The 21,978-nt window shown below is 59.4% G+C and carries 22 protein-coding genes; 11 read left to right on the top strand and 11 right to left on the bottom strand.

Annotated features, from left to right (window positions below; genetic code table 11):
* Nucleotide 1 precedes the first annotated feature (1 nt).
* Entirely contained in the window at nt 2-598 is a 597-nt protein-coding gene (locus QE453_RS14585; RefSeq protein WP_006700180.1) for a glutathione S-transferase, read from the top strand.
* Nucleotides 599-706: 108 nt separating this feature from the next.
* On the opposite strand, the gene QE453_RS14580 is transcribed toward QE453_RS14585, so the two are convergent.
* Complete coding sequence (locus tag QE453_RS14580; RefSeq protein WP_004441118.1) at nt 707-1,363, bottom strand: outer membrane protein; 657 nt, start codon at nt 1,361-1,363, stop codon at nt 707-709.
* A 348-nt stretch (nt 1,364-1,711) separates the two neighbouring features.
* On the opposite strand from QE453_RS14580, the gene QE453_RS14575 reads away from it, so the two are divergent.
* The 5 genes from QE453_RS14575 to QE453_RS14555 all read left to right on the top strand — a co-directional run bounded on the left by QE453_RS14575 (nt 1,712) and on the right by QE453_RS14555 (nt 5,948).
* Nucleotides 1,712-2,500 carry an SDR family oxidoreductase gene (locus QE453_RS14575; RefSeq protein WP_051634340.1) on the top strand — a complete coding sequence of 263 codons (789 nt, stop codon included), beginning with the start codon at nt 1,712-1,714 and terminating at the stop codon, nt 2,498-2,500.
* Nucleotides 2,497-4,542: an excinuclease ABC subunit UvrC gene (uvrC, locus tag QE453_RS14570; protein ID WP_309777340.1), complete on the top strand. Its 2,046-nt coding sequence runs from the start codon at nt 2,497-2,499 to the stop codon at nt 4,540-4,542. The genes QE453_RS14575 and uvrC overlap by 4 nt, the downstream gene beginning before the upstream one ends.
* A gap of 104 nt (nt 4,543-4,646) precedes the next feature.
* Nucleotides 4,647-5,234 (top strand): CDP-diacylglycerol--glycerol-3-phosphate 3-phosphatidyltransferase, encoded by a 588-nt coding sequence (gene pgsA / locus QE453_RS14565; protein WP_004441114.1) that lies wholly within the window; start codon nt 4,647-4,649, stop codon nt 5,232-5,234.
* Nucleotides 5,234-5,488, top strand: a complete 255-nt coding sequence (moaD, locus tag QE453_RS14560) for a molybdopterin converting factor subunit 1 (RefSeq protein WP_006700176.1) — start codon at nt 5,234-5,236, stop codon at nt 5,486-5,488. Before pgsA ends, moaD begins: the two co-directional genes overlap by 1 nt.
* Nucleotides 5,489-5,492: 4 nt before the next feature.
* Nucleotides 5,493-5,948 (top strand): molybdenum cofactor biosynthesis protein MoaE, encoded by a 456-nt coding sequence (locus tag QE453_RS14555; protein WP_022555953.1) that lies wholly within the window; start codon nt 5,493-5,495, stop codon nt 5,946-5,948.
* Between the two features lie 55 nt (nt 5,949-6,003).
* Here QE453_RS14555 and QE453_RS14550 read toward each other — a convergent pair whose 3' ends face one another.
* On the bottom strand, nt 6,004-6,900 hold the full coding sequence (locus QE453_RS14550) for a branched-chain amino acid ABC transporter permease (RefSeq protein ID WP_309777339.1): 897 nt from the start codon (nt 6,898-6,900) through the stop codon (nt 6,004-6,006).
* A 52-nt stretch (nt 6,901-6,952) separates the two neighbouring features.
* Between QE453_RS14550 and QE453_RS14545 the strand changes: the two genes are divergently transcribed.
* Together QE453_RS14545 and QE453_RS14540 are read left to right on the top strand one after the other, a co-directional pair.
* Nucleotides 6,953-7,513 carry a CGNR zinc finger domain-containing protein gene (locus QE453_RS14545; protein ID WP_309777338.1) on the top strand — a complete coding sequence of 187 codons (561 nt, stop codon included), beginning with the start codon at nt 6,953-6,955 and terminating at the stop codon, nt 7,511-7,513.
* Nucleotides 7,510-8,022 carry a hypothetical protein gene (locus QE453_RS14540; RefSeq protein WP_112766984.1) on the top strand — a complete coding sequence of 171 codons (513 nt, stop codon included), beginning with the start codon at nt 7,510-7,512 and terminating at the stop codon, nt 8,020-8,022. Before QE453_RS14545 ends, QE453_RS14540 begins: the two co-directional genes overlap by 4 nt.
* A gap of 190 nt (nt 8,023-8,212) precedes the next feature.
* Here QE453_RS14540 and ndk read toward each other — a convergent pair whose 3' ends face one another.
* Both ndk and QE453_RS14530 read right to left on the bottom strand, forming a co-directional pair.
* Nucleotides 8,213-8,635 carry a nucleoside-diphosphate kinase gene (gene ndk / locus QE453_RS14535; RefSeq protein ID WP_003496769.1) on the bottom strand — a complete coding sequence of 141 codons (423 nt, stop codon included), beginning with the start codon at nt 8,633-8,635 and terminating at the stop codon, nt 8,213-8,215.
* Nucleotides 8,636-8,738: 103 nt separating this feature from the next.
* Nucleotides 8,739-9,434: a glutathione S-transferase family protein gene (locus QE453_RS14530; protein ID WP_004441100.1), complete on the bottom strand. Its 696-nt coding sequence runs from the start codon at nt 9,432-9,434 to the stop codon at nt 8,739-8,741.
* A 256-nt stretch (nt 9,435-9,690) separates the two neighbouring features.
* Here QE453_RS14530 and QE453_RS14525 point away from each other — a divergent pair, with 256 nt between their 5' ends.
* Together QE453_RS14525 and QE453_RS14520 are read left to right on the top strand one after the other, a co-directional pair.
* Nucleotides 9,691-10,734, top strand: coding sequence for a GGDEF domain-containing protein (locus tag QE453_RS14525; protein ID WP_309777337.1), 1,044 nt, complete (start codon nt 9,691-9,693; stop codon nt 10,732-10,734).
* Nucleotides 10,735-10,894: 160 nt separating this feature from the next.
* Nucleotides 10,895-12,778: an ABC-F family ATP-binding cassette domain-containing protein gene (locus tag QE453_RS14520; RefSeq protein ID WP_309777336.1), complete on the top strand. Its 1,884-nt coding sequence runs from the start codon at nt 10,895-10,897 to the stop codon at nt 12,776-12,778.
* 59 nt (nt 12,779-12,837) lie between these two features.
* Here QE453_RS14520 and QE453_RS14515 read toward each other — a convergent pair whose 3' ends face one another.
* The 5 genes from QE453_RS14515 to QE453_RS14495 all read right to left on the bottom strand — a co-directional run bounded on the left by QE453_RS14515 (nt 12,838) and on the right by QE453_RS14495 (nt 19,092).
* The gene (locus QE453_RS14515; protein ID WP_004441094.1) at nt 12,838-13,320 is read right to left on the bottom strand and encodes a heme-binding protein; all 483 of its coding nucleotides are present in this window, start codon (nt 13,318-13,320) and stop codon (nt 12,838-12,840) included.
* Between the two features lie 89 nt (nt 13,321-13,409).
* The gene (locus tag QE453_RS14510; protein WP_309777335.1) at nt 13,410-14,018 is read right to left on the bottom strand and encodes a response regulator transcription factor; all 609 of its coding nucleotides are present in this window, start codon (nt 14,016-14,018) and stop codon (nt 13,410-13,412) included.
* Nucleotides 14,015-15,721, bottom strand: coding sequence for an ATP-binding protein (locus tag QE453_RS14505; RefSeq protein WP_309777334.1), 1,707 nt, complete (start codon nt 15,719-15,721; stop codon nt 14,015-14,017). Before QE453_RS14505 ends, QE453_RS14510 begins: the two co-directional genes overlap by 4 nt.
* 120 nt (nt 15,722-15,841) lie before the next feature.
* The gene (locus QE453_RS14500; protein WP_278067344.1) at nt 15,842-17,782 is read right to left on the bottom strand and encodes a GGDEF domain-containing phosphodiesterase; all 1,941 of its coding nucleotides are present in this window, start codon (nt 17,780-17,782) and stop codon (nt 15,842-15,844) included.
* A gap of 107 nt (nt 17,783-17,889) precedes the next feature.
* The gene (locus QE453_RS14495) at nt 17,890-19,092 is read right to left on the bottom strand and encodes a GGDEF domain-containing protein (RefSeq protein WP_309777333.1); all 1,203 of its coding nucleotides are present in this window, start codon (nt 19,090-19,092) and stop codon (nt 17,890-17,892) included.
* A 302-nt stretch (nt 19,093-19,394) separates the two neighbouring features.
* Here QE453_RS14495 and QE453_RS14490 point away from each other — a divergent pair, with 302 nt between their 5' ends.
* Nucleotides 19,395-20,321 (top strand): Gfo/Idh/MocA family protein, encoded by a 927-nt coding sequence (locus tag QE453_RS14490; RefSeq protein WP_004441083.1) that lies wholly within the window; start codon nt 19,395-19,397, stop codon nt 20,319-20,321.
* A 28-nt stretch (nt 20,322-20,349) separates the two neighbouring features.
* Here QE453_RS14490 and QE453_RS14485 read toward each other — a convergent pair whose 3' ends face one another.
* A complete protein-coding gene (locus QE453_RS14485) occupies nt 20,350-21,378 on the bottom strand; it encodes a diguanylate cyclase (RefSeq protein ID WP_004441080.1) in 1,029 nt (342 codons plus the stop codon).
* 142 nt (nt 21,379-21,520) lie between these two features.
* A complete protein-coding gene (locus tag QE453_RS14480) occupies nt 21,521-21,970 on the bottom strand; it encodes a DNA polymerase III subunit chi (protein WP_004441079.1) in 450 nt (149 codons plus the stop codon).
* Nucleotides 21,971-21,978 lie beyond the last annotated feature (8 nt).

Here is a 21,978-nt window from a genome sequence, read left to right as displayed (position 1 = left end):
CATGGAACTGCTCTATTCGCCCGCCTCCCCCTACTCCGCCAAGGTGCGCATGGCGGCCCGTCATCTCGACATCGACATAACCTCCGTTCGCGTTGACACCAACGCCGAGCCGGCCACGCTGATGGACAATAATCCGCTGGGAAAGATTCCGGTGCTGCTGCTTGATGATGGCGGATCGGTCTACGACAGCGTGGCCATCATGCATTATCTCGACCGTCTTTCAGGCGGCAAACTCTACCCCAAAAAGAACGGCAAGCGCACGGATGTGGAAATTCTGGAGGCGCTGTGCGACGGCATCATGGATTGCCTGCTGGCCATCGTCTACGAGCGCCGTTTCCGACCGGAAGAGAAAATTCACCAGCCCTGGATCGACAAGCAGTGGAGCAAGGTGGTGCGCGGGCTCGACCATCTCAACGCCAACCTGCCGAAGACCGGCAAGAAGCTGCACGGTGGCCATTTCGCGCTGGCTGCGATGATCGGTTATCTAGACCTGCGTTTTGCGGGCGAGTGGGCCGAAGGACGCGATGCGCTGGCGGCGTGGCCGGAAACCTTCGGCAAGCGTTTCGAGGCCTATACGGAAATGAAGGCCGCCGCCTGACGTGACCGCGCAGAACACCCGGCTTTTTGCCGGGCGTTCAACGGCAAATTACAGACACAAAAAAGCCGGGGCATGACCCCGGCTTTTCTTTGACCGATCCGGAAAGGATCAGAACTTGACGCCGATACCGGCCTTGACCGAGTGGTCGTCATAACCGCGCGAGAAGGCGTCGTTGCCGAGCGTGTAGTCCTTCTTCTGGTAATCGCTGTAGCGATATTCCAGACGGGCGGTGATGTTGTCGGTCACCATGGCTTCCACACCGGCACCAACCGTGTAACCGAGAGCCGTGGCGCTGTCCTTGTTGACGCCGTCACGAACCTTGTTGTCGGAGACAGCAAGACCGGCCGTACCATAGAGCAGGAACGGGTTCATGTCGTAACCAACGCGGCCACGCAGCGAGCCATTGACGCCCTGCTTGCCTTCGACCGAGCGACCTGCGACCGTACCGGCGGAACCGCGCTCGTCACCCATGTTGACGTCAGCTTCGGCACCGTAAACGATCTGGCCATTCTGCCAGTTGTAACCGCCGTACAGACCGCCGCCAGCGCCCTTGGCGTCACGGCCGTCGTTGCTGGAGCTGAAACGGCCCCAGTCGTAGTTGACGGTACCACCGAGGTAAGCGCCGGACCAGTCCTTGACCGGTGCTGGCTGGTCGTAGGAAACCGGTGCCTGCGGCACTTCGTTTACGGCGTCAGCGGCGTGAGCAGCCGAAAAGCCAGCGGCGGCCATGGTCGAAGCCATAAGGGTTGCTACGAAAATACGCATGTTATTCTCCTTTCAGGACCGCTCTGCACTCAAAACATTGTTTTCAGACGCGGCATAATTCGTCGGGTTGATCGCCCCTCTGGAAACCGAATTTGATGGGAGAATGCGGAGATCAAAGAGCCAAAATGTGAATTGTTTGGGGCAGACGCGTGACTAGAATTAGACGTTGCCTAATTGCCACAAGGGTTTTATTAACCCTAACAGAAGGCTAAACAAAAATAGATCGCCTTTAAACTTCGTTATATTAAAATTAAACCGAAATTGCATTGTGAATAAAAAATCGCCCAATTCTTTTCGGGCCGAGTGACAGCTTGCGATTTGCATTTATATCCAGCAAATAGGGCGTGTATGAGCAAATGCAGGTCCGCTGTGAAAGAAGATATACCGAAGACAGTCTTGATTACCGGGGCCGCGCGGCGGCTTGGGCGCGCTATCGCCACCGATCTGGCCAGCCACGGCTTTGCGATCGCGGTCCATGCCAATGAATCGATCGCGCAGGCGGAGGAATTCGCTAACGAAATAAGGCAGAAAGGTGGCAGGGCTGCAGCCGTTCAGGCGGACCTGACACAATCAGCCCCGACAGCGGCGCTCATCGAAAAGGCGTCTTCCGCCCTCGGCCCCATCGGCGTCGTCGTCAACAATGCATCTGTTTTTCTCGGCGACACGGCGGAAGCGCCTGACCCTGATATCTTCGATGCGCATTTTGCCGTGCATGTGCGGGCGCCTTCCCTCATCGCCGCCGCCTTTGTCGAACAATTGCCAGCCGATAAATCCGGGCTGATCGTCAACATCATCGACCAGCGTGTGCTTGCGCTCACGCCACGCTTTTATTCCTATACCCTTTCGAAATCAGCGCTTTGGACCGCCACACGGACGATGGCGCAGAGCTTCGCGCCGCGCGTCAGGGTGAATGCCATCGGGCCTGGGCCCACCTTCAAAAGCGAAAGACAGGCGCCCGAGGACTTTCAGGCGCAGATCGACGGCCTTATATTAAAGCGTGGTCCTGCGCCGGACGAGTTCGGGCGGACGATTCGCTTTCTTTACGACACGCCGTCGGTCACCGGACAAATGATCGCGCTCGACGGCGGCCAGCACCTTGGCTGGGAAACCCCTGACGTGGCGGAGATACCTGAATGAACGGAAAGAAGCTGCCTGATGGCGGTATTCTCTTCGATGACACCGACGACGAAGATGACGATGCAAGCCTTGCCGCAACGGAATCGGCCGAGGCTCCGCGCGACGTCGCCGGCATGGACTGGAATGCGGGATGGAAGAACGAATCCGGCCTGAGGGGCATGGACCTCATTGGCGAATTCGTCAAACACCTGCCCAATGCGCCGGGTGTCTATCGCATGTTCAACGAGGCGGGCGACGTGCTTTACGTCGGCAAGGCACGCTCGTTGAAGAAGCGCGTCGGCAATTATGCGCAGGGCCGCGTGCATTCCAACCGCATCGCCCAGATGGTGCGTCATACCACGCACATGGAATTCGTCACCACCCGCACGGAGACCGAAGCGCTTCTTCTGGAAGCGAATCTAATCAAGCGCTTGCGGCCGCGATTTAACGTACTTCTGCGCGACGACAAGTCCTTCCCCTATATTCTCATCACCGCCGACAACCGTGCCCCAGCGATCTTCAAGCACCGGGGAGCAAGGGCGCGCAAGGGCGACTATTTCGGACCCTTCGCGTCCGCCGGCGCGGTTGGCCGCACGATCAATTCGCTGCAGCGCGCCTTCTTGATACGCACCTGCACAGACAGTGTGTTCGAAACCCGCACCCGTCCCTGTCTTCTGTACCAGATCAAGCGCTGTTCCGGGCCCTGTACGCATGAGATCAGCGACGAGGGCTACGCGGAGCTGGTCAAGGAAGCCAAGGATTTCCTGTCCGGCAAGAGCCAGAGCGTCAAGACCGCAATTGCGCGACAAATGAACGAGGCTTCCGAAGACCTCGATTTCGAGCGCGCCGCCATCTATCGCGACCGGCTGGCGGCACTTTCGCACGTCCAGAGCCACCAGGGCATCAACCCCGCCGGCATTGAAGAGGCGGATGTCTTCGCCATCCACCACGAAGGCGGCATTTCCTGTATTCAGGTGTTCTTTTTCCGCACCGGCCAGAACTGGGGCAACCGCGCCTATTTCCCCAAGGCCGATCCTTCCCTGCCCGGCTCGGAAATTCTCAACGCGTTTCTGGCGCAGTTCTACGACGACAAGCCGGTGCCGAAACAGATCCTGCTTTCCGAAACGGTGGAGGAACAGGAACTGCTGGCGGCCGCCCTCGGTGAAAAAGCCGGGCACAAGGTCACGATCAGCGTGCCGCAGCGTGGCGAGAAGAAGGACATTACCGATCACGTGCTTGCCAATGCCCGCGAGGCGCACGGCCGCAAGCTCGCGGAGACCTCGTCTCAGGCGCGGCTGCTGAAGGGCTTTGCCGAGACTTTCGGCCTTGCCTACGTGCCTCGGCGGATCGAAATCTACGATAACTCGCACATCATGGGCACCAATGCGGTCGGCGGCATGGTGGTGGCGGGGCCGGAAGGTTTCGTGAAGAACCAGTATCGCAAGTTCAATATCAAATCGACCGACATCACGCCGGGCGACGATTTCGGCATGATGCGGGAGGTGATGACCCGCCGCTTCTCACGCCTGCTGAAAGAAGAAGGAAAGCCGGATCGCGAGCGCATACCGACAGCAGAAGAAGCTGCCGACATGCCCTTCCCCGCCTGGCCGGACGTGATCCTGATCGATGGTGGTCAGGGGCAGATGACGGCGGTGCGGGCCATCCTCGACGAACTCGGCATTCGCGACTGCGTAACCGCCATCGGCGTCGCCAAAGGCATGGACCGCGAGGCGGGCCGTGAACGTTTCTTCGCGGACGGGCGCAGCGATTTTTCCCTGCCGCCACGTGATCCCGTGCTCTACTTCATTCAGCGCATGCGTGACGAGGCGCACCGTTTCGCGATCGGATCGCACCGGGCCCGGCGCAAGAAGGAAATGGTGCGTAATCCGCTGGACGAAATCTCGGGAATCGGACCGGGGCGCAAACGTTCGTTGCTGCAGCATTTTGGAACCGCCAAGGCGGTTTCCCGCGCGGGCCTCAATGACCTGATGGCCGTCACCGGCATTTCCGAGACGGTGGCGCGGCAAATTTACAATCACTTCCACGAGAGCGGCAGCGATTGACGCAGAACGGCGGGGCTGACCTGCTAAAAAAACATAATCACGTGTTGACGCTATGCCCTAGCGGCGGCATCAAGGCAGCTGATCTCAGACTGACAGGTTTCCCCATGGCTTCGCGCGCATACAGCATTCCCAACCTCCTCACCTATGGCCGGATTCTCGCTGTTCCGGTCATTGTCCTTTGCTTTTACGTTGAAGGAAAACTGGAGAGTTCGGATTTTGCGCGCTGGACGGCACTGTGGCTGTTCATCATCGCCTCGCTGACCGATTTCCTTGACGGTTATCTGGCACGCATCTGGAACCAGACTTCGAATATCGGCCGCATGCTGGACCCGATCGCTGACAAGCTGCTGGTCGCATCCGTCCTGCTTCTGATGGCGGCCGACGGCACCATTGCCGGCTGGTCGCTCTGGGCGGCCATCACCATTCTCTGCCGTGAAATTCTTGTTTCCGGCCTGCGCGAATATCTGGCGGCGCTGAAGGTCAGCGTTCCCGTCACCCGCATCGCCAAATGGAAGACCACCATCCAGATGGTCGCCATCGCTTTCCTGCTCGCGGGTCCTGCCGGCGACAAGGTTCTGCCATACACGACCGAGATGGGCATCACGCTTCTCTGGCTGGCCGCAGCGCTCACCATGTATACCGGTTATGATTACTTCAAGGCTGGCCTCAAGCACATCGTGGACGAAGAATGATGACACGGATCGTTTATTTCGCCTGGGTTCGCGAGAAGATCGGCACGGATGAAGAGGAGCTGGACCTCCCTTCCTCCATCACTACGGCCGGCGAGCTGATTGCCTGGCTTGCGACACGCGGTGAAAATTACGAGGCTGCCTTCGAATTTCCCAATGTCATCCGCGTTGCGGTCAATCAGGAACACGTCGAGCATGATGAAAGCATCGTCGGCGCGCGCGAGATCGGCATATTCCCACCGATGACGGGGGGATGAGCGAATGCAGCCGACCGTCCGTGTCCAGGCAGAGGATTTCGACGCTGCGGAAGAAACCCGCCGGCTGACGGAAGGTGACAGGAGCATCGGCGCGGTTGTCGCCTTCACCGGGCTCTGCCGGGATGATGGCGGCACGCTCGCGGCGCTGGAACTGGAACATTATCCCGGCATGGCGGAAGCGGAAATGACGCGCATCGCCAAGCTCGCGATGGAACGCTTCGGCCTGCTTGGCCTCACCGCCATCCATCGCCACGGCAAGATCGCCACGGGCGAAAATATCGTCCTCGTTATCGCCGCTTCATCGCATCGACAGGCAGCCTTCGATGGCGCGAATTTCGTGATGGATTACTTGAAGACATCCGCGCCGTTCTGGAAAAAGGAACATGGCAAGGATGGAACGGCGGGCGAGTGGGTTGCGGCAAAGACAACCGACGATACCGCCAGGGAAAAGTGGCGATAACGCCTTGTTCTTCCCGCATGGTCCGGTGGAAGCGGGCACCGCTTTCGTCAATGCCCTAAGGCGCTTCAACCCTGCTGCGCATGATAACCAGCCAGCCGACCAGCATCGCGAGGACCATCGCATCCCGCCAGGCGGCCGGTCCGTAACCGACCCAGAAAGTTTCTGCAAAACCGACAGCGGCGGCTCCCAGCCCACAGATGAGCGGACTGGCATAACCGCCTGCCGCAGAAATCAGCACCACCTTCAGGCCAAAGACCAGACCGGCCCCGAAATCCATGGTGCCGTAATAAAATGTGGCCAGCACGCCCGCGATGGCGGCGACGAGACCCGCCGCGCAATAGGACATGAGAAATATCCGGCCTGCATTTACCCCGCACAAGGCTGCAGCAAAAGCATCGTCCGACACTGCCTTCCAGTGCCTGCCGAAAGCGGAGCGGCCAAGATAAAACGATCCGGCGAAAATGAGCAGGCTGAAGGCCGTCGTATTCAGCATTTGCATCGGCGTCAGCGTCACGGCGAAGCCGCCATCGGCCCAGAAACGTATCGGCTCCGATAAAAGCGGCGGAAGCCATAATTGCCGTATATCCGCGGCCAGCCTTGCACTCTCCGTCAGCGCTATCAACACCCCGATGGAAGCGACCGTCACCGCGTTGGGAGAGGCTTTCGCTAACGGCCGCATCACCACCCTGCCGATGAAACCCGCCGCCCACAACCCGCCGAACAGGCCCGCCCCTGCCCCCAGCGCCAATGTCGCCGGCAGAACAAGCCACAGGCGGTTCCAGCCGAAATCGGCAAAAAGCAGGCAGGTCTGGCCAGCAAAGGCGAATATGGCGCCATAGGTGACATCGGCGCGTCTGGTGACTGAAAAGGCGATGGCATAACCAAAGGCCAGAACCGCATAAAGCGCGGCGACCGGCACTGCATTCAGCAATTGTTGCAGGAAATAAGCCAAGCGCGTCCTCCCGCTGTGATTATAACTATTAAAACCAGTTTTGATAGTTATAATGTGCGGCATGACCTTTCGCTGGACAGAACATCGTTTCGCGGGCGGCGCATTGGCGCTGGATGTTGCCAATAGCGTGATCCTGCGTTCAGACGCCGCTAGATCGGTAGACCGCTTCGCCGTGGCCGGGCAGATCGCCACCTTTGCCGAAGCGGCGACACGGCTTGGTGCGGAGCGAGAAAGATTTCCCCCCCTCGTCGCGCCCGATGAAGAGAGACGGCCGGTTCTTTTCGATCTGCGCGAGGCAATCGACGATTATTTTCGTTCTTCCATCGCCGATGGCGGCGAGGACAACGGGAAACTGGCGCAGTTTCTCTTCGCTTGCGGCGCCGCCTTGCGCATGTTCCCGAAGGCAGAACATCTCGCCAATGCCACCGCCCACTCCGCACTGTCGCTGCTTGCGGACGAACCACGGCAGCGGTTGAGGATCTGCGGCAATTGCGGCTGGCTGTTCATCGACCGCAGCAAGAACAGAAGCCGGATCTGGTGCGATATGGCGGTGTGCGGCAACCGGCAGAAAGCCAGCCGGCACTATCACCGCAGGAAGGAGACGCGGTCATGAAAAGAACCGGCCTGCCATTGCTGGCAATGGTGGCGATACTCACCCTTTCCGGCTGTCAGCGCGAAGAACCGCGCGAGGTGGCGAAGGTTTCCGGCCGCATGTTCGTCTTCAACTATCGCGTGGCCATTGCCACCTATCTGGTGACGCTGCAGCGTATTGCCCCCATTCGCGATGGCAGCAGCGTTGAAGCAACATTCGAAAACCCTCGCGGAGGGCCCGACCTCACCACCCTCGAGAAGATTTTTCCGAAGGACGAAAGGATCACCGTTCAGAGCCCGCCGGTCGAATGTGTGAAGCAGGACCGGCCCTACAGGGTCACCGTCCGCATCAAAGGGCCGGATGGCGATATTCTGCAGACGATCGAGACCACCATCCGCTCCGATACCGACCAGTCAGCTCTCCCCGCCAAGCCGCTGGTCGTCGGCCCGCTCTATACGCCCAATCCGGAGGTGTTTAAACCTGACGGAACGATTGATATGCGGCCGGCTCAGGGGTGCCCGGCGTCGTAGGGACTGACGGAGCGAGTGCAACCTCTCCTCGTCCCTGTGCTTGTCACAGGAATGATGATGAAGGCGGGTGCGGCATCCCTTATCGCATCCAAAAACAAAAAACGGAGCCTTTCGGCTCCGCTTCTTCGAGTCTTTTCAGCGGCTTCGAGCAATCGCCTGATAGAGCGATTCAAGCCGTTGAGACTTTGAATCAGCCGACGATTTCGGTTTCGGCGAACCAATAGGCGATTTCCTGAGCGGCGGTTTCCGGAGCGTCGGAACCGTGAACGGAGTTTTCGCCGATGGAAAGCGCGAAGGTCTTGCGGATGGTGCCTTCAGCGGCCTGGGCCGGGTTGGTGGCGCCCATGATTTCGCGGTTCTTGAGGATGGCGTTTTCGCCTTCCAGAACCTGAACGATGGTCGGGCCGGAAGTCATGCCTTCAACGAGTTCGCCGAAGAAGGGGCGCTCCTTGTGGACGGCGTAGAAGCCTTCGGCTTCGCGCTTGCTCATCCAGACGCGCTTGGAGGCGACGACGCGCAGGCCGTTGTCTTCAAATACCTTGGTGATCGCGCCCGTGAGGTTACGCTTGGTTGCGTCCGGCTTGATCATCGAAAATGTGCGTTCAATCGCCATGTGTCCGTTTCCTTTTCCTTCAGAGAAAGTGGGCGGTCTTTACCCGCCCAAAGGCCCGAAAACAAGGGGGATCAATGAGATTGCGGCACTGACGGCAGACATTTCACGCCGCTGTCACACTGCGGCCCCTTGCATCGTAAAGATCGAGGCACCCTTCGAACCAGTCGCGCACAGGGTCATTATCTGAAAACAGATCAGCACCGGTGGTGATCCTCGCCCATTGCAGCGCGCCGAAAACGATGTAATCCGAAAAAAGCGGCGACGTGCCGCCGATGAAGGGCTGAAAACTCAGCATCCGGCGGATGGGAGCGAGCAAGGCAGGAAAGGCGGCGATCTCGTCTTCGCGGTTGGCGACGACATCCTCGAGCGGGCGGCCAAGCGCCCTTGTCCGGCTTTCGCGGAAATAACGACGATCCGGCTCATCCAGCATATTGTGGATATCCAGCACGGCGATACGGACGATGGCCGGATGCAGCTGGGTTTGGGACCAGCTTTCGACAAAGCGCGCCATGGCCTTGCCGCCTTCCCCATCGAACAACGATGGCCGCTCCGGGTAGGCCTCGTCCAGATAAAGGGCAATCTCGAAACTGTCGCTCACCAGGCGGTCGCCGTCCCGCAGGATCGGCACCGTCTTCGAAAAACCATCCTCCACGGTCGGGATGACGGTGAAGGGCAACGGACGCTCTTCGAAATCCAGTCCCTTATGCGCCAACGAAAACACGGTTTTCCAGCAATGGGGGGAAAATGGCCTGGAGACATCGCTTCCGCAGAGCGAATAGAGGGTTCGGGAATTCGTCATGGGCTGCACCTTCTCTGCAATAACGACCAAGCGATATAAAATCGGCGGGAGCCGGAAATCAAATCAGCATTTGTCATGTTATCAATCAAAGGACGTTTGAAAGGTTCCGTTCGCCAAGGGCCGAAATAAAACCTGGAGGTGATGAATTTCGCTCGCAGGTTTAGCCAATTTTAAGCCGTCTCGCCTATGATTTGGCCATTCAGAAAACGGTTATTTCGTTCGATTGATAAGACCATCGATACTGGAGCTGACAGCGATGACATCTGCTGGCGATAAAAAACGCGAACAGGCGAGAAGTAGTCTTGTCCTTACCAAGGTCGCGCAGTTCATCGCCAGGATGAATATTGCACCCTTGCCGCGCAATTACGAATTGATCTATGAAATATTGTCGGGCCATAACCCGGCCATGGGCCGAGACATCCTGGCGCTCGGTAATGCGCCGCAACAGCACGAGATCGATCTTGTTGGCCAGAGGCACAATTTGCCCGGCTTCTCCCGCATCGAAGCGGAACAGATGGCCAGCGAGGCCTTTGAAACGCTGAAACAGATTTCCGCACGGCTGGAAGCTGGCCAGAGGCGCACGGAAGCCTTCATCGGACGCCTTGGCGAAGACGAAACTGTTGGGTCCCCGGCCACCGACCGCGTCGCCCGATTGCTGGACGACATCCACGAGGAACAGACCAGCTTAAGGCATTTCATCTCCATGGGGCTGATGAAAATACATGACGTCGAAAGGCGGCGCGCCGAACTGCAGGCCGGTTCCCTGCGCGACGTGCTGACGGCGCTGCCCAACCGGGCGGCTTTCCTCGAAAAACTCGGAGAGCTTTTTGCCGGAGACAGGGCCGCCTCCGCGACATCGCTGATGCTCCTCAATATTGACCATTTCCGCGAGATCAACGCCAAATACGGCCCCGCCGCCGGAGACAAGGCCCTGCGGCGGCTTGCTGGGCTCTTTCGCAAGACGATCAAGAAGGATGATTTTGTCGCCCGCATCGGCGGCAACGAATTTGCTTTCCTGTTTGCAGGCGTTGCGCAAAACACGGCTGAGGCGATCGCTGAACGTCTGCGGCAAAGCGTCGAAGCCTTGCGCTTCGTGACGAGTGAGGGCGGCGGCGAGCATCTGACTGTTTCAATCGGCGTCGCCTCGGTGGACGGCACCGCAACGCCCGCGGAATTCTTCAGCCAGGCTGAATTGGCCCTGCTTTGCGCCCGGTGCGGCACCCGGAACTGCGTCGTCGGTTATTGCAGGGACCTCGCGCCGCATAATCGCGACAGCTATCTCGCGCAGTTGGGTTGCTAGGACATTTCGGCAAGCCTTCAGGATGGGCTTATATCCGGAAAACGAGCTGCCATCCCGCGCCTTGTCCCCGTTTGCCGCCTCTTCATTTCCGACCTCATAACTGCCGCGGTGTGGCGTGCCTGCTCTTGCCTTGGTCACACAGTTCGGCCAAAACGACGCCATGATTACGATTACCGATCTTTCGGCCCGCATCGCCGGGCGTCTGCTCCTTGACCACGCCAGCGTGACACTTCCCGCCGGTGTGAAGGCGGGCCTCGTTGGCCGCAACGGTGCCGGCAAATCCACCCTTTTCCGCATCATCACCGGCGATCTCGCGGCAGAGGGCGGTTCGGTGACCATTCCGAAACAGGCCCGCATCGGCCAGGTGGCGCAGGAAGCGCCGGGCACGGAGGAATCTCTCATCTCCATCGTGCTTTCCGCTGACAAGGAGCGCAGCGCGCTTTTGGCGGAGGCGGAGACCGCAACCGATCCGCATCGTATCGCAGAGATCCAGATGCGGCTTGTCGATATCGATGCCCATTCGGCGGAAGCGCGTGCATCGAGCATTCTTGCCGGTCTCGGTTTCGATCATGAAGCGCAGCTCCGCCCCGCCTCCTCCTTTTCAGGCGGCTGGCGCATGCGTGTGGCGCTCGCCTCGGTGCTGTTTGCCGAACCCGATCTGCTGCTGCTCGATGAGCCGACCAACTATCTCGACCTTGAGGGCACGCTGTGGCTGGAAGAATATATCCGCCGCTATCCGCACACCGTCATCATCATCAGCCATGATCGCGATCTGCTGAACAACGCCGTCAATTCCATCGTGCATCTCGACCAGAAGAAGCTGGCCTTTTATCGCGGCGGCTACGATCAGTTCGAGCGGCAGAAGGCCGAGGCCGACGAATTGCAGATGAAAGCCAAGGCGAAAAACGACGCCGCGCGCAAGCACCTGCAGAGCTTCATCGACCGTTTCCGCGCCAAGGCCACCAAGGCCCGTCAGGCGCAGAGCCGCATCAAGGCCCTGGAGCGCATGGGCACCGTCGCCGCCGTGATCGAAGATCACGTGCAGCCGATCACGTTTCCCGAGCCGGAAAAACAGCCGGCCTCGCCGATCGTTGCCATCAATGGCGGCGCGGTCGGCTATGAACCGGGCAAGTCCATTCTGAAACACCTCAACCTGCGTGTCGACAATGACGACCGCATTGCGCTGCTCGGCTCCAACGGCAACGGCAAATCCACTTTTGCGAAGTTCATTTCCGGCCGTCTCGCCCCGCAGGCGGGTGATCTTCGCGTCGCGCCCGGCCTCAAGATCGGCTTTTTCGCGCAGCATCAGCTCGACGATCTGGTGCCGGATGAAACTCCGGTCGAACATGTGCGCAAGCTGATGCCGCTGGCACCGGAGGCGCAGGTGCGGTCACGCGTGGCGCAGATGGGGCTTGCGACGGAAAAGATGGCGACGGCTGCCAAAGACCTTTCCGGTGGCGAAAAGGCTCGCCTGCTGATGGGCCTTGCGGCCTTCCACGCACCCAACCTCTTGATCCTCGACGAACCGACCAACCATCTCGATATCGACAGCCGCCGGGCGCTGATCGAGGCGCTGAATGATTATAATGGCGCGGTGATCCTCATTTCCCACGACCGCCATCTTATTGAGGCGACCGTTGACCGGCTGTGGTTGGTGGCCGACGGGACGGTGAAGACCTTCGAAGGCGACATGGAGGAATATCGCGATCTCGTCGTTTCCTCCGGTAAAAAGAAGGACGACAAGAGCGACACCGTTGCCGATCAGGCTTCCAAGGCCGATCAGCGCAAGGCAAGCGCGGAAAAGCGTGCCCAACTCGCGCCGTTGAAGAAAAAGATCAACGAAATCGAATCCCTGACGGCAAAGCTTGAGAAACTGATTCAGACGCTCGACACCGAACTGGCCGACCCGGCACTATATGAAAAAGCCCCTGCCAAAGCCGCTCAGAAAGTCAAGGAGCGTGGCGAAGCCGCTGCCAGGCTATCGGATGCGGAAGAGCAATGGCTGATGCTTTCCAGTGAATACGAGGAAGCAATGGCCGGCTGATGCGCAACGGCACAGGAGCGGCGGCCTCTTGCGAAGCCGCCGTATCGCATTGATGAAACTTACTTCGCGCCGATCGTATTGAGACCTTCACGCGCACATTCGGCATCGATTGCGCCCGACGGCGCGCCTCCAACGCCAATACCGCCGACGAGCGCGTCGCCGATCTTGATCGGCAGCCCGCCTGCCTGAATGACCATGCGCTCATCCATGTTGCGGAGGCCATCATTGGCGGGCTTGGATGCGATGAATTCGGCAATCTCGCCAATATCACGGCCGAGCGATGCGGCAGCGAATGCCTTGCCGGTGGCGCTGGAGACCGTGTGCGGACCTGAACCATCTGCTTTCAGGACCGTCTTTACGGCGCCGTCGCGGGCGACGATGGCAACGGTGACAGCGTTGCCCTTGGCCGAGCAGGCCTGAAGTGCTGCACTGGCCGCCTTTTCCGCCAATTCGAGTGGCAGGTAAGGTGCGGTCGGCAGCGTCTGCGCCAGGGCGACCGAAGGAGCGAGCAGAGTGGAAACAACGAGAAGGTTGCGGATCATGAAAAGGTCCTCTTGCTTGATGAGGACTGCAGTTTAAGCGGATGGCGTTGAGCCGCGAATCCGTAAGACTTCCCGGCTGCTCGGTAGTTCTACCGATCCGCACCCGCTTCCAGCCAAAGTCTTGTCATTTCCGCCTGCGAGGTTGTGCCGAGCTTCAGGCCAATGGCGGCGCGATGGCTGTCTACCGTGCGCGGCGACAGACCAAGTCCGTCTGCGATCTGGCGCGAGGTAAAACCGAGCGCGATGCGTTCAAGTATCTCCCGCTCCCGCGCGGTCAGCAGTGACAGGAGGGCCAAATTCTCCGCCTGCAGCGCTTTTGCGTCAAGCGTGCGGGCCAATATCCGGTGCGCTTTCTGGATCGCCTCAATGAGATCCTGTTCGTCGACCGGCTTGGAGAGAAAATCCACCGCCCCATTGTGGAAGGCTCGGCGGCAGGCTTCGATGTTGCCGTGACCGGAAATGATGATGACCGGCCAGTCTATCCCCTCTTCCGTCAGTTTCTCCTGCAATTTCAATCCGGTTATGGCGGGCATGCGAATATCGAGGATCAGGCAGCCCGGCTCGAGGGCGGCAAGCTGGCTGAGAAACGCCACGGGATCAGCAAAGCCCTTCGCCTTTATGCCGACGGTGGAGAGAAGCAGGATGAGCGCCTTGCGCACGGCGTCATCGTCATCAACCAGATAGACGGGCAGCGTCATGGGTCCCGTGCCTCCGGTGCAAGCGGGAGGACAACCCGGAAATGGGCACCATTCTCACTCGCGACGTATCGGATTTCACCGCTGGCGCGTTCCACCAGCCTCTGGCTGAGGGCAAGCCCCAGCCCCATTCCGTTGTTTTTCGTGGTGGTGAAAGGTGTGAACAACCGGTCGCGCAGCTCGGGCGCTACGCCGGGGCCGTTATCGGCAACATCGAGAACGGCGAAATCACCGTTCCGGCTCAATCTTGCCGTGATCGCACGTCTGCCTTCAATGGCAGTGAGTGCGTCAAGCGCGTTGCGCAGCAAATTGAACATGACCTGTTCTATTTCGACGGGATCGACCCGCACCGGAAGCGGCACTTCCGGCATCGCGATATCAATGCTGGCCTCATGCCGGGCCGCTTCGCCGGCAAGCAGCGCATCGACATTGCGCAGGGCGGCGCGCAGGTCATGCGCCTCGACCGGCTGGCGGTGCGGCAGCGACCAGTTGCGGAACCGGTCGAGCATATTCGCGGCGCACCGCGCCTGATCGATCATATCGTCGAGAGCGCCGGAAAGAGCCGTGACATTCTGACGGGCAAGCAGCCGCCTCCCCGCCTGCGCCTGCGCCAATATCGCCGTCAGGGGCTGCGTAAGCTCGTGGGCAAGGCCGCTCGCCATTTCTCCGAGAGCGTTAACCCGCGAGGCGTGGGTCAGTCTCGCTTCCATGCCGCTCAGTTCGGCCCGTCTTTCGGCGGCGCGCATGCGCGTCCTCTGTCTTGTCATGACGATACAGAGCAAGAAAACGACGCTTGCGCCAGCCACGCCCGCCAGCAGGGCGCGGCCGGGCAAAAGGTCCCACCAGGTGATTGCGAGCGCGACTTCCAGCGTCAGAGGCTGGCTGGCGCTGCTGAGCTGCCGGACATATTGCGGCGCTTCCGGCATCGTGGGTGGGCCGAGAAGGACTGTCCCGCCAGGCATTTTAAGACGGATCACCGCCTGTTTTTCCGACCAGAACGCAGCGTCGGACGCGAGAAGCCGCCCGGCATCGACGGCAAGCACCAGCACCTTCGAGGCCGACCCGCTATTGGGGCTGCGCTTGACGATCATGTAATGGCCGGGTCTGAGATCGCTCGCCACCAGAGCCGGCCGGCCGGTAAAGACCGATGCCGCCTCGCGGATCGTAGCTGCCAGCTCGCTCTCCAGCGGCCGTGTGCCGACAACAGGCCCCGCCTCGTTGAGGGAAACCAGCTGGACCTCGTCAATACGCGGGTAAAATTGCAGAATGGGTGCCGCGACATCGAGCAAGAGGCGATAATCCGCCCCCTGCTGCGCCTGCGCCACCGCCGAAAGCGCCGTCACATGGGCATCATGCTGATCGGCCCGGCGGGATGCCTCAGCCTGCAATGCATCGCTCTGCCGTGCCAATTCGCCGAGCAGGCTGACATATTGATAAGCCGCCAGTGCGGACACGACGGCTGCCATAAGCAGGGCCCAGACCAGAAACAACTTGAGAAACGGCCGCCCCGTCAGCGGCCATGGCGCGTGCGCCATGCGCCGGCTGCCTGAAAGGGAATGGGCGGTGGCATCAAGTGAGCGGCCGGCCGCAGCAGCGCCCCTGGCCGCTTCGTTCGGTCGGCGCTCGACCGGCGTTCCGGGCATGTCGTTCCATGCATCGTTTTTTTCAAGCATCGGCTCGCCCGCATGACCGACCGAGCGGATCATGACATTCGTTCAACAGGTGACTTTTCTCAGCACAGACAGTGAAAACATTCAATCCGGCCCCAGCCGAATTTACTGCTGATCCATCATTGGCGCGGGAAGATGTGAGCGGTGCCCTTGGCGCTAGGCACACGCCCTGCGGGACTGCAGCCGTGCGAGCGGCACGGCGGGGGAATAAAGATAACCCTGCCCGAAGCGAATGCCCATCTGCATGAGAAGCCTGCTCTGCTCCTCGGTTTCTATACCTTCCGTCACCAGCTTAGCGCCATAACGCTCCGCGCTCTCGAAGGCGAGCGCAATGGCCTCCCGGAACCGCGATTGATCCAGCCTCGACGTCATCCAGTGATCGATCTTGACCTCTTCAAACGGGAACCGCGCCAGCAAAGTGAGCGCGGCATAACCGGTCCCGAAATCATCGAGCGCCAGTCGCACGCCGGCGGCGAACAGCGCATCGAAATTCTGCTGCACGACGTCGTTGGTCGGAATCCTGCTCATCTCCGTCACTTCGATCGCCAGGCGGTGCGCCGGCACCGCCATTTCCTGCAGCAGCGCCACGACCCGGTCAGCAAAGTGCACGGTTGCAAAGGACGAAGCGGAAATATTTACCGCGAGATGAAAATCCGCATCGAGATCATGCAGATCACGAAGGTCGTGCACCACGGCTTCGATCGTCGACCATTCGAATTCCGCCAGCAACCGATGACGTTCGGCGATCTCCAGCACATAATAGGGCGAAAGCGCCTGCCCCCGCGCATCGACCGCGCGCAGCAGCGCCTCAGCACCGATCATGCGGCGATTGCGCATTTCGAATTTCGGCTGATAGCAAATGGGCGGCCTGCCGGATTTGATCCAGTTGACGAGCATCTGCCGCACCGTCTCGTCCCGTGTCGCCTTCTCGGCAAAGGAAAAGGGGAAAATCTGCACGGGATGATCGCTTCCCTTGAGCGCCAGGCTGAGATGTCTGAAGAACGAGGCCACGTTCTGCCGGGAAAGCCTGTCCAGACTTGCAGCGCCTATTTTGAGATGCGGTACCGGCCCCGCTTCCGCCGAGCGGCAAAAGGTGCTCAACCCCTCATGCAGATGCATCATGAGTTTCGTACCTTCGGACTTCTCCAGCGAAATCTCCCGCATGACAACTGCAAGTGTCGTATCACCGAACATGAAGCTGCAAGGTGCATGGGCGCTGCACAGCAGGCCGTATTCCCCATCGCAGATTTCCCGCGCCAGCCTGGGCCAGAAAATATCGCTCCAGTCCTCCCCCTCGCAGGCGGCGACATCGGCAATATTGACGATCTCGATCAGAACGAGGGCGTGCGAAACGGCCGGCTCCTGCCGCATGACCGTTTCCATATGGTCCTTGAGGGCGCGCCTGTTGGGCAGTCCGGTCAATGAATCCGTCCGCGCCGCCACCTCGCGTTTCTTTGCCTCGTCGCGCGCGCGCGCCTCGCTGCGCAGCAGGATGAACAGGCAGACGATCATCGGCAGGCCAACGGCGACAGCTCCCAGCGTTCGGCGGCCTATTGCGCTCAAGAACAGCGTCTGGTCGATCAGACCAAACACGAAGGAGATTGTGATGGCAAGCAGCGCGGCCATGAATCTGACGGCGAAGACGGTGAGAATATCCCGAGTTCCCAGATCGGCAAGGCGTCGGTCGCGCATCCAGCCATACATGATGATGCCGCAGGCCGAAATGACGACCATGTCCTGCAGAGCCGCAAAAAACAACACGGGGCCGCCGAACACGAAACGCCCGGCTGCGACGAGGGACAGGCTGATAAGCCCGCCCTGCCATGAGCCCAGCACCCCCGCGAGAAACAGCAGATCGGAGCGGATGTAAGGCTTGGAGGGCAGCTTGATGAATTCGGAAACAAGCAGCGTCAGCAGAAAACCTGTCATTCCGAAGACGAGGCCATAGTAGATTTTATAGCGGGGATCCTCGAGGGCGATGTTCCGCCGCAGAAGGATCAGCACGGACACCATGCCAACCACCGCGGCCGCCTGAAGCAGCAGGAATGGAAGTTCGGCAGCGGACGCTGCCGCTTGTGCGGCGATCAATTCCATCATCTGCATTCCCCGATTATTATATGTTCTTGCCCCGGAATTCCGGTGGCCGGTCTTCAACAATCCCGCTTGCGCGGGGCAAAATTTATGGCGCCGCCAAGCCATCAGCCCTATCCGGACATCATGGCCTCGACCCCGTACAGCTCCGCCGGCATTCCCATATGCCCGGAGGCCAGCACCAGCCGGTCGCGGCCCTGGCGCTTTGCCTCGTAAAGCGCCATATCGGCCCGGTTCACCATCTCGTATATGATTTCCCTGCCGTCGCCGGAAACGGCAATGCCGAGGCTGACGGTGACGATTTTCTGTCTGTCGGGACGGTTGAGATGGGGGATGGCCTCGTCGATTACGGCCAGTCTCAGTCTTTCGCCAATGGCAAGCGCAGCGGAAGCGGTACAATCGGCAAGCAGAACGACAAATTCTTCCCCACCGTAACGGGCTATGAAACTTCTGTCGCCATCGTCCCTGCGCAGGGCGCCACGCAGCCTGCCGGCAATCCTGCGGAGGCAGTCATCGCCGGCGACGTGGCCTTCTGCGTCATTGTAGTTCTTGAAATAATCGACATCGAGAAGGATGAGCGCCCGCGGCCGGCCGCTACCGACCGATGCCTCGTTCGCCGCCTCCTCGAAGCTGCGGCGATTGCGAATTCCGGTGAGCTGGTCGGTATTGGAAAGCTGCTGAAGCTCGTGATTTGCACTTTGAATCCGCTGCAGCAGGGTCTTCTCCCGCAGAGAGGCCAGATAGTCCTTTCTTTCCACCTGCTCGATGCGGTAGGCCGCAAACAGCGAGACGGCGCTGATGCCAGCGGAACACATGATGGCCGGTAGCTTGGCCACCTCGCTCGTGACCGTGACATATTCCATGCCGACGATGAAAACCGCCATGCAGCCAACCGTGCCCATGACCGCAAGCGGAAACGGTTTGCGATGTATCGTATTCATATAAAGGACGACGGTGACGATACCCACGTAATATTCGCTCGCCGACGAGGTTTGCGCATTGGCATAGATGAACATGATCGAGGCGACGACCAACATGCAACCCAGCCCGTGCAGGACCTCATGCGCCACGCCGTCCGGCCGCATCCTGATCGCATAATATCGGGCGGGGAAAAGAAAGAGAAGCGGTGTGATGATCATCAGGCGGACTGTCAGATCCAGCCAGATGATTTCCGGCACCAGACTGATGTCCACGAATACGTAGAGATTGTAGAGGATGATGCCGAAGATCAATCCGTATGTATTGAATTGCCGGCTGCTTTCGTTGACTTTCTGAACGAAGCCAGACAGACGGTCAGCCTTGAATAAAACCACCACGACCCGCTCTTTAAAATATACTCAAGTTAAAAATAAATAAAACTCTAACAAAATGAGAATATACCTAAAAAATTGGATTAAGACAGCCCGGCCATCGAAAACATCACTGAAAATTACAAAGAAATATTTTCATGATCAACCATTACACGATCGATAATGTGTATCGAAAGTTTCCGTGAAGTCATCGGCTGGAAAAGACGCGTCGCGCCGAAACGATCACCTTGCTCCTGCGGGCGTTTCTGCTAAAAACCTGTAAAAATCACACTTTATCTTAGGCAGCACTCACACACGGGTTCCACTTCATGTCAGCCACCAAGCTTGCCATCGTCGGCGTCGGAAAAATCGTTCGCGACCAGCATCTTCCCGCCATTGCAGGCAATCCGGATTTTGAATTGATCTGCACCGCAAGCCGCCATGGCACGGTGGATGGCGTCGCATCCTACGGCACCATCGAGGCGATGCTCGAGGCCGTACCCGATATCAACGCCGTCTCTCTGTGCATGCCGCCGCAATATCGTTATGAGGCAGCCTATGCGGCACTGAATGCCGGCAAGCACGTCTTCCTCGAAAAGCCGCCGGGCGCGACGCTTTCGGAGGTACAGGATCTTGTCCGCCTCGCGGATTCTAAAGGCCTGTCACTGTTTGCAAGCTGGCATTCGCGTTATGCACCTGGCGTCGAGGCTGCCAAGGCGTTTCTAGCCTCCACGACGATCAACAGCGTTCATGTGATCTGGAAAGAAGATGTGCGCCACTGGCATCCGAACCAGGAATGGATCTGGCAGGCGGGTGGTCTCGGCGTGTTCGATCCCGGCATCAATGCGCTTTCCATCATCACCCATATCCTGCCGCGCGCGCTGTTCCTGACCAGGGCGACGCTTGAATTCCCGGAAAACCGCGACGCGCCGATCGCGGCCGACCTGCATTTCTCGGACGTGACAAAAATGCCCGTCCATGCCGAGTTCGACTGGCGTCAGACCGGCAAGCAGAGCTGGGACATCGTGGCCGAGACCGCCGCGGGGCGGATGGTGCTTTCGGAAGGCGGGGCGAAGCTTTCGATCAATGGTGAGGAAAAACTATCCCAGCCGGAACGGGAATATCCGGCCCTTTACGAGCGCTTCGCCGAGATCATCAAGTCAGGCCGCTCGGACGTCGATCTTGCGCCGCTGACCCATGTGGCCGATGCTTTCCTGCTCGGCCGCCACAAATTCGTGGATTCTTTCTACGACTGAGCAGCGAAACGCTTCTCAAGGCAATCTTTCAGAGGGCGCGGCTGACAAACCGGTCGCGCCCCGATTTTTTGGCCTGATACAGGGCTTCATCGACGCTCCGCAGCAGCGTCGCGCGATCCGCGCCCGCCTGCGGCGCGATGGCGCCGCCGATGCTGAGGCGCGCAAGCACGCTCTCACCCTCTACATGAAACGGTTGCCGAAACGCGTGGAGCAGTTTTTCCGCAAGGCCACTGATGAGCATGGATGAATCCGGACGCGGCACGAATATTGCGAATTCGTCGCCCCCCATGCGCACCACCACGTCATCTTCTCTTACAGCATCGCGGATTCGGGTGGATGCCTCGACCAGCACCCTGTCTCCTGCCGCATGGCCAAGCGTGTCATTGATGGTCTTGAAGCCGTCGAGATCGAGATAGAGAACACCGAAAGTGTCCTTCTCGCAAAGCGCGGCGCCAAGTTCCAGATCAACGATCGCGTCCAGAGCCTTGCGATTATAAAAGCCCGTAAGCGGATCAGTCATGGCCGCATCGCGCAGTTCCCGGGCGGCAAGGCTCATGGTGAAGTTCGCTTTCTGCAATCTCAAAAGCGCGCCCGCGAGTGTCGCAAAATACTGGAGATTATCGACCTCCGCAGCGGTGTACTCCCGAACGTGCGGGTCGAGCAGACAAAAAGTCCCGACCACCAGACCCGGTTCGAGTTCGATCGGGGCGCCTGCGTAGGACCGCAGGTCGGGCGCGCCCTTTACATAAGGCAAAGAGCCGAATTCAGGATGAGCGCTCAGATCCGTAACAGTCAGAATATTCTGCGTGACGACCACACGGTCGCAGATCGCAATGTCACGGGGGCATTCCTGGAACTGCAGCCCTGCCTGCTCGGCAATGTGGAGCCAGTCCTCATCCAGAATATGCACGGCCGCGCGTGCCACCCCGAATACGCCCTGCGCCAGTTGCGAGATCGCCTTCAATTCAGCGGTTTCCGCATTCTTGAAAGCCACAACGGACCGCACTGCTACCAGTCGTTCCAGCTCCAGATCCGGTCGTGGCATCATCTGTCCCATCGCATATCCCCTCTGTCTGCTGATAACGCGTCTGAAAGCGTACATGTTGCATGCGTTCATAAAACAACCGCCACGGGCGACACCACATGCGATTTCTTACCGGCCATTTTCCCGTTGCAAAGGTAGTCAGACGGGGGACGGGTCATGCCTTTTTCTGCCAGCGCCCTTCCGGCGATTGCTGCCAGTAGGTCAGCGAATGCCCCTCCGTTTTCAGCCTTTTCCAGTGGTTTCGCGCCATTTCGGTTTGGTAGGCATCGTATCCGTCGAACATGAAGACGATGCGTTCATAAGCCTCCACTGCCGGGGGCTCGGCGCCATCGACGAGAAAACGAACACTCGCGGCGTTGGCGTTCCCGTCCGATGCCGTCAGGAGAATCGGCTGGTTTTGCGGTACTGGCGAAGTGTCGGTGGCGTGCGGAAGGAAGCTGTCGTCGCGGAACGTCCAGAGATGCGTGTCGAGGAAGTCCCGGCGCTCCTCGCCCACTGTCTGGACCGCGACCTTCCAGCCGCGTTCCAGCGATTTCTCGAGCAAGGGCGGCAGCGCGTCCTCCAGCTTCGATTCCGTCAGGTGATAGAACAGAATTTCAGTCATGCGCTGGC

The organism is Agrobacterium sp. SORGH_AS_0440, assembly GCF_031453135.1.
GTDB classification, from domain to species: Bacteria; Pseudomonadota; Alphaproteobacteria; order Rhizobiales; family Rhizobiaceae; genus Agrobacterium; species Agrobacterium pusense.
This window is presented reverse-complemented; position numbering and strand designations above follow the sequence as displayed.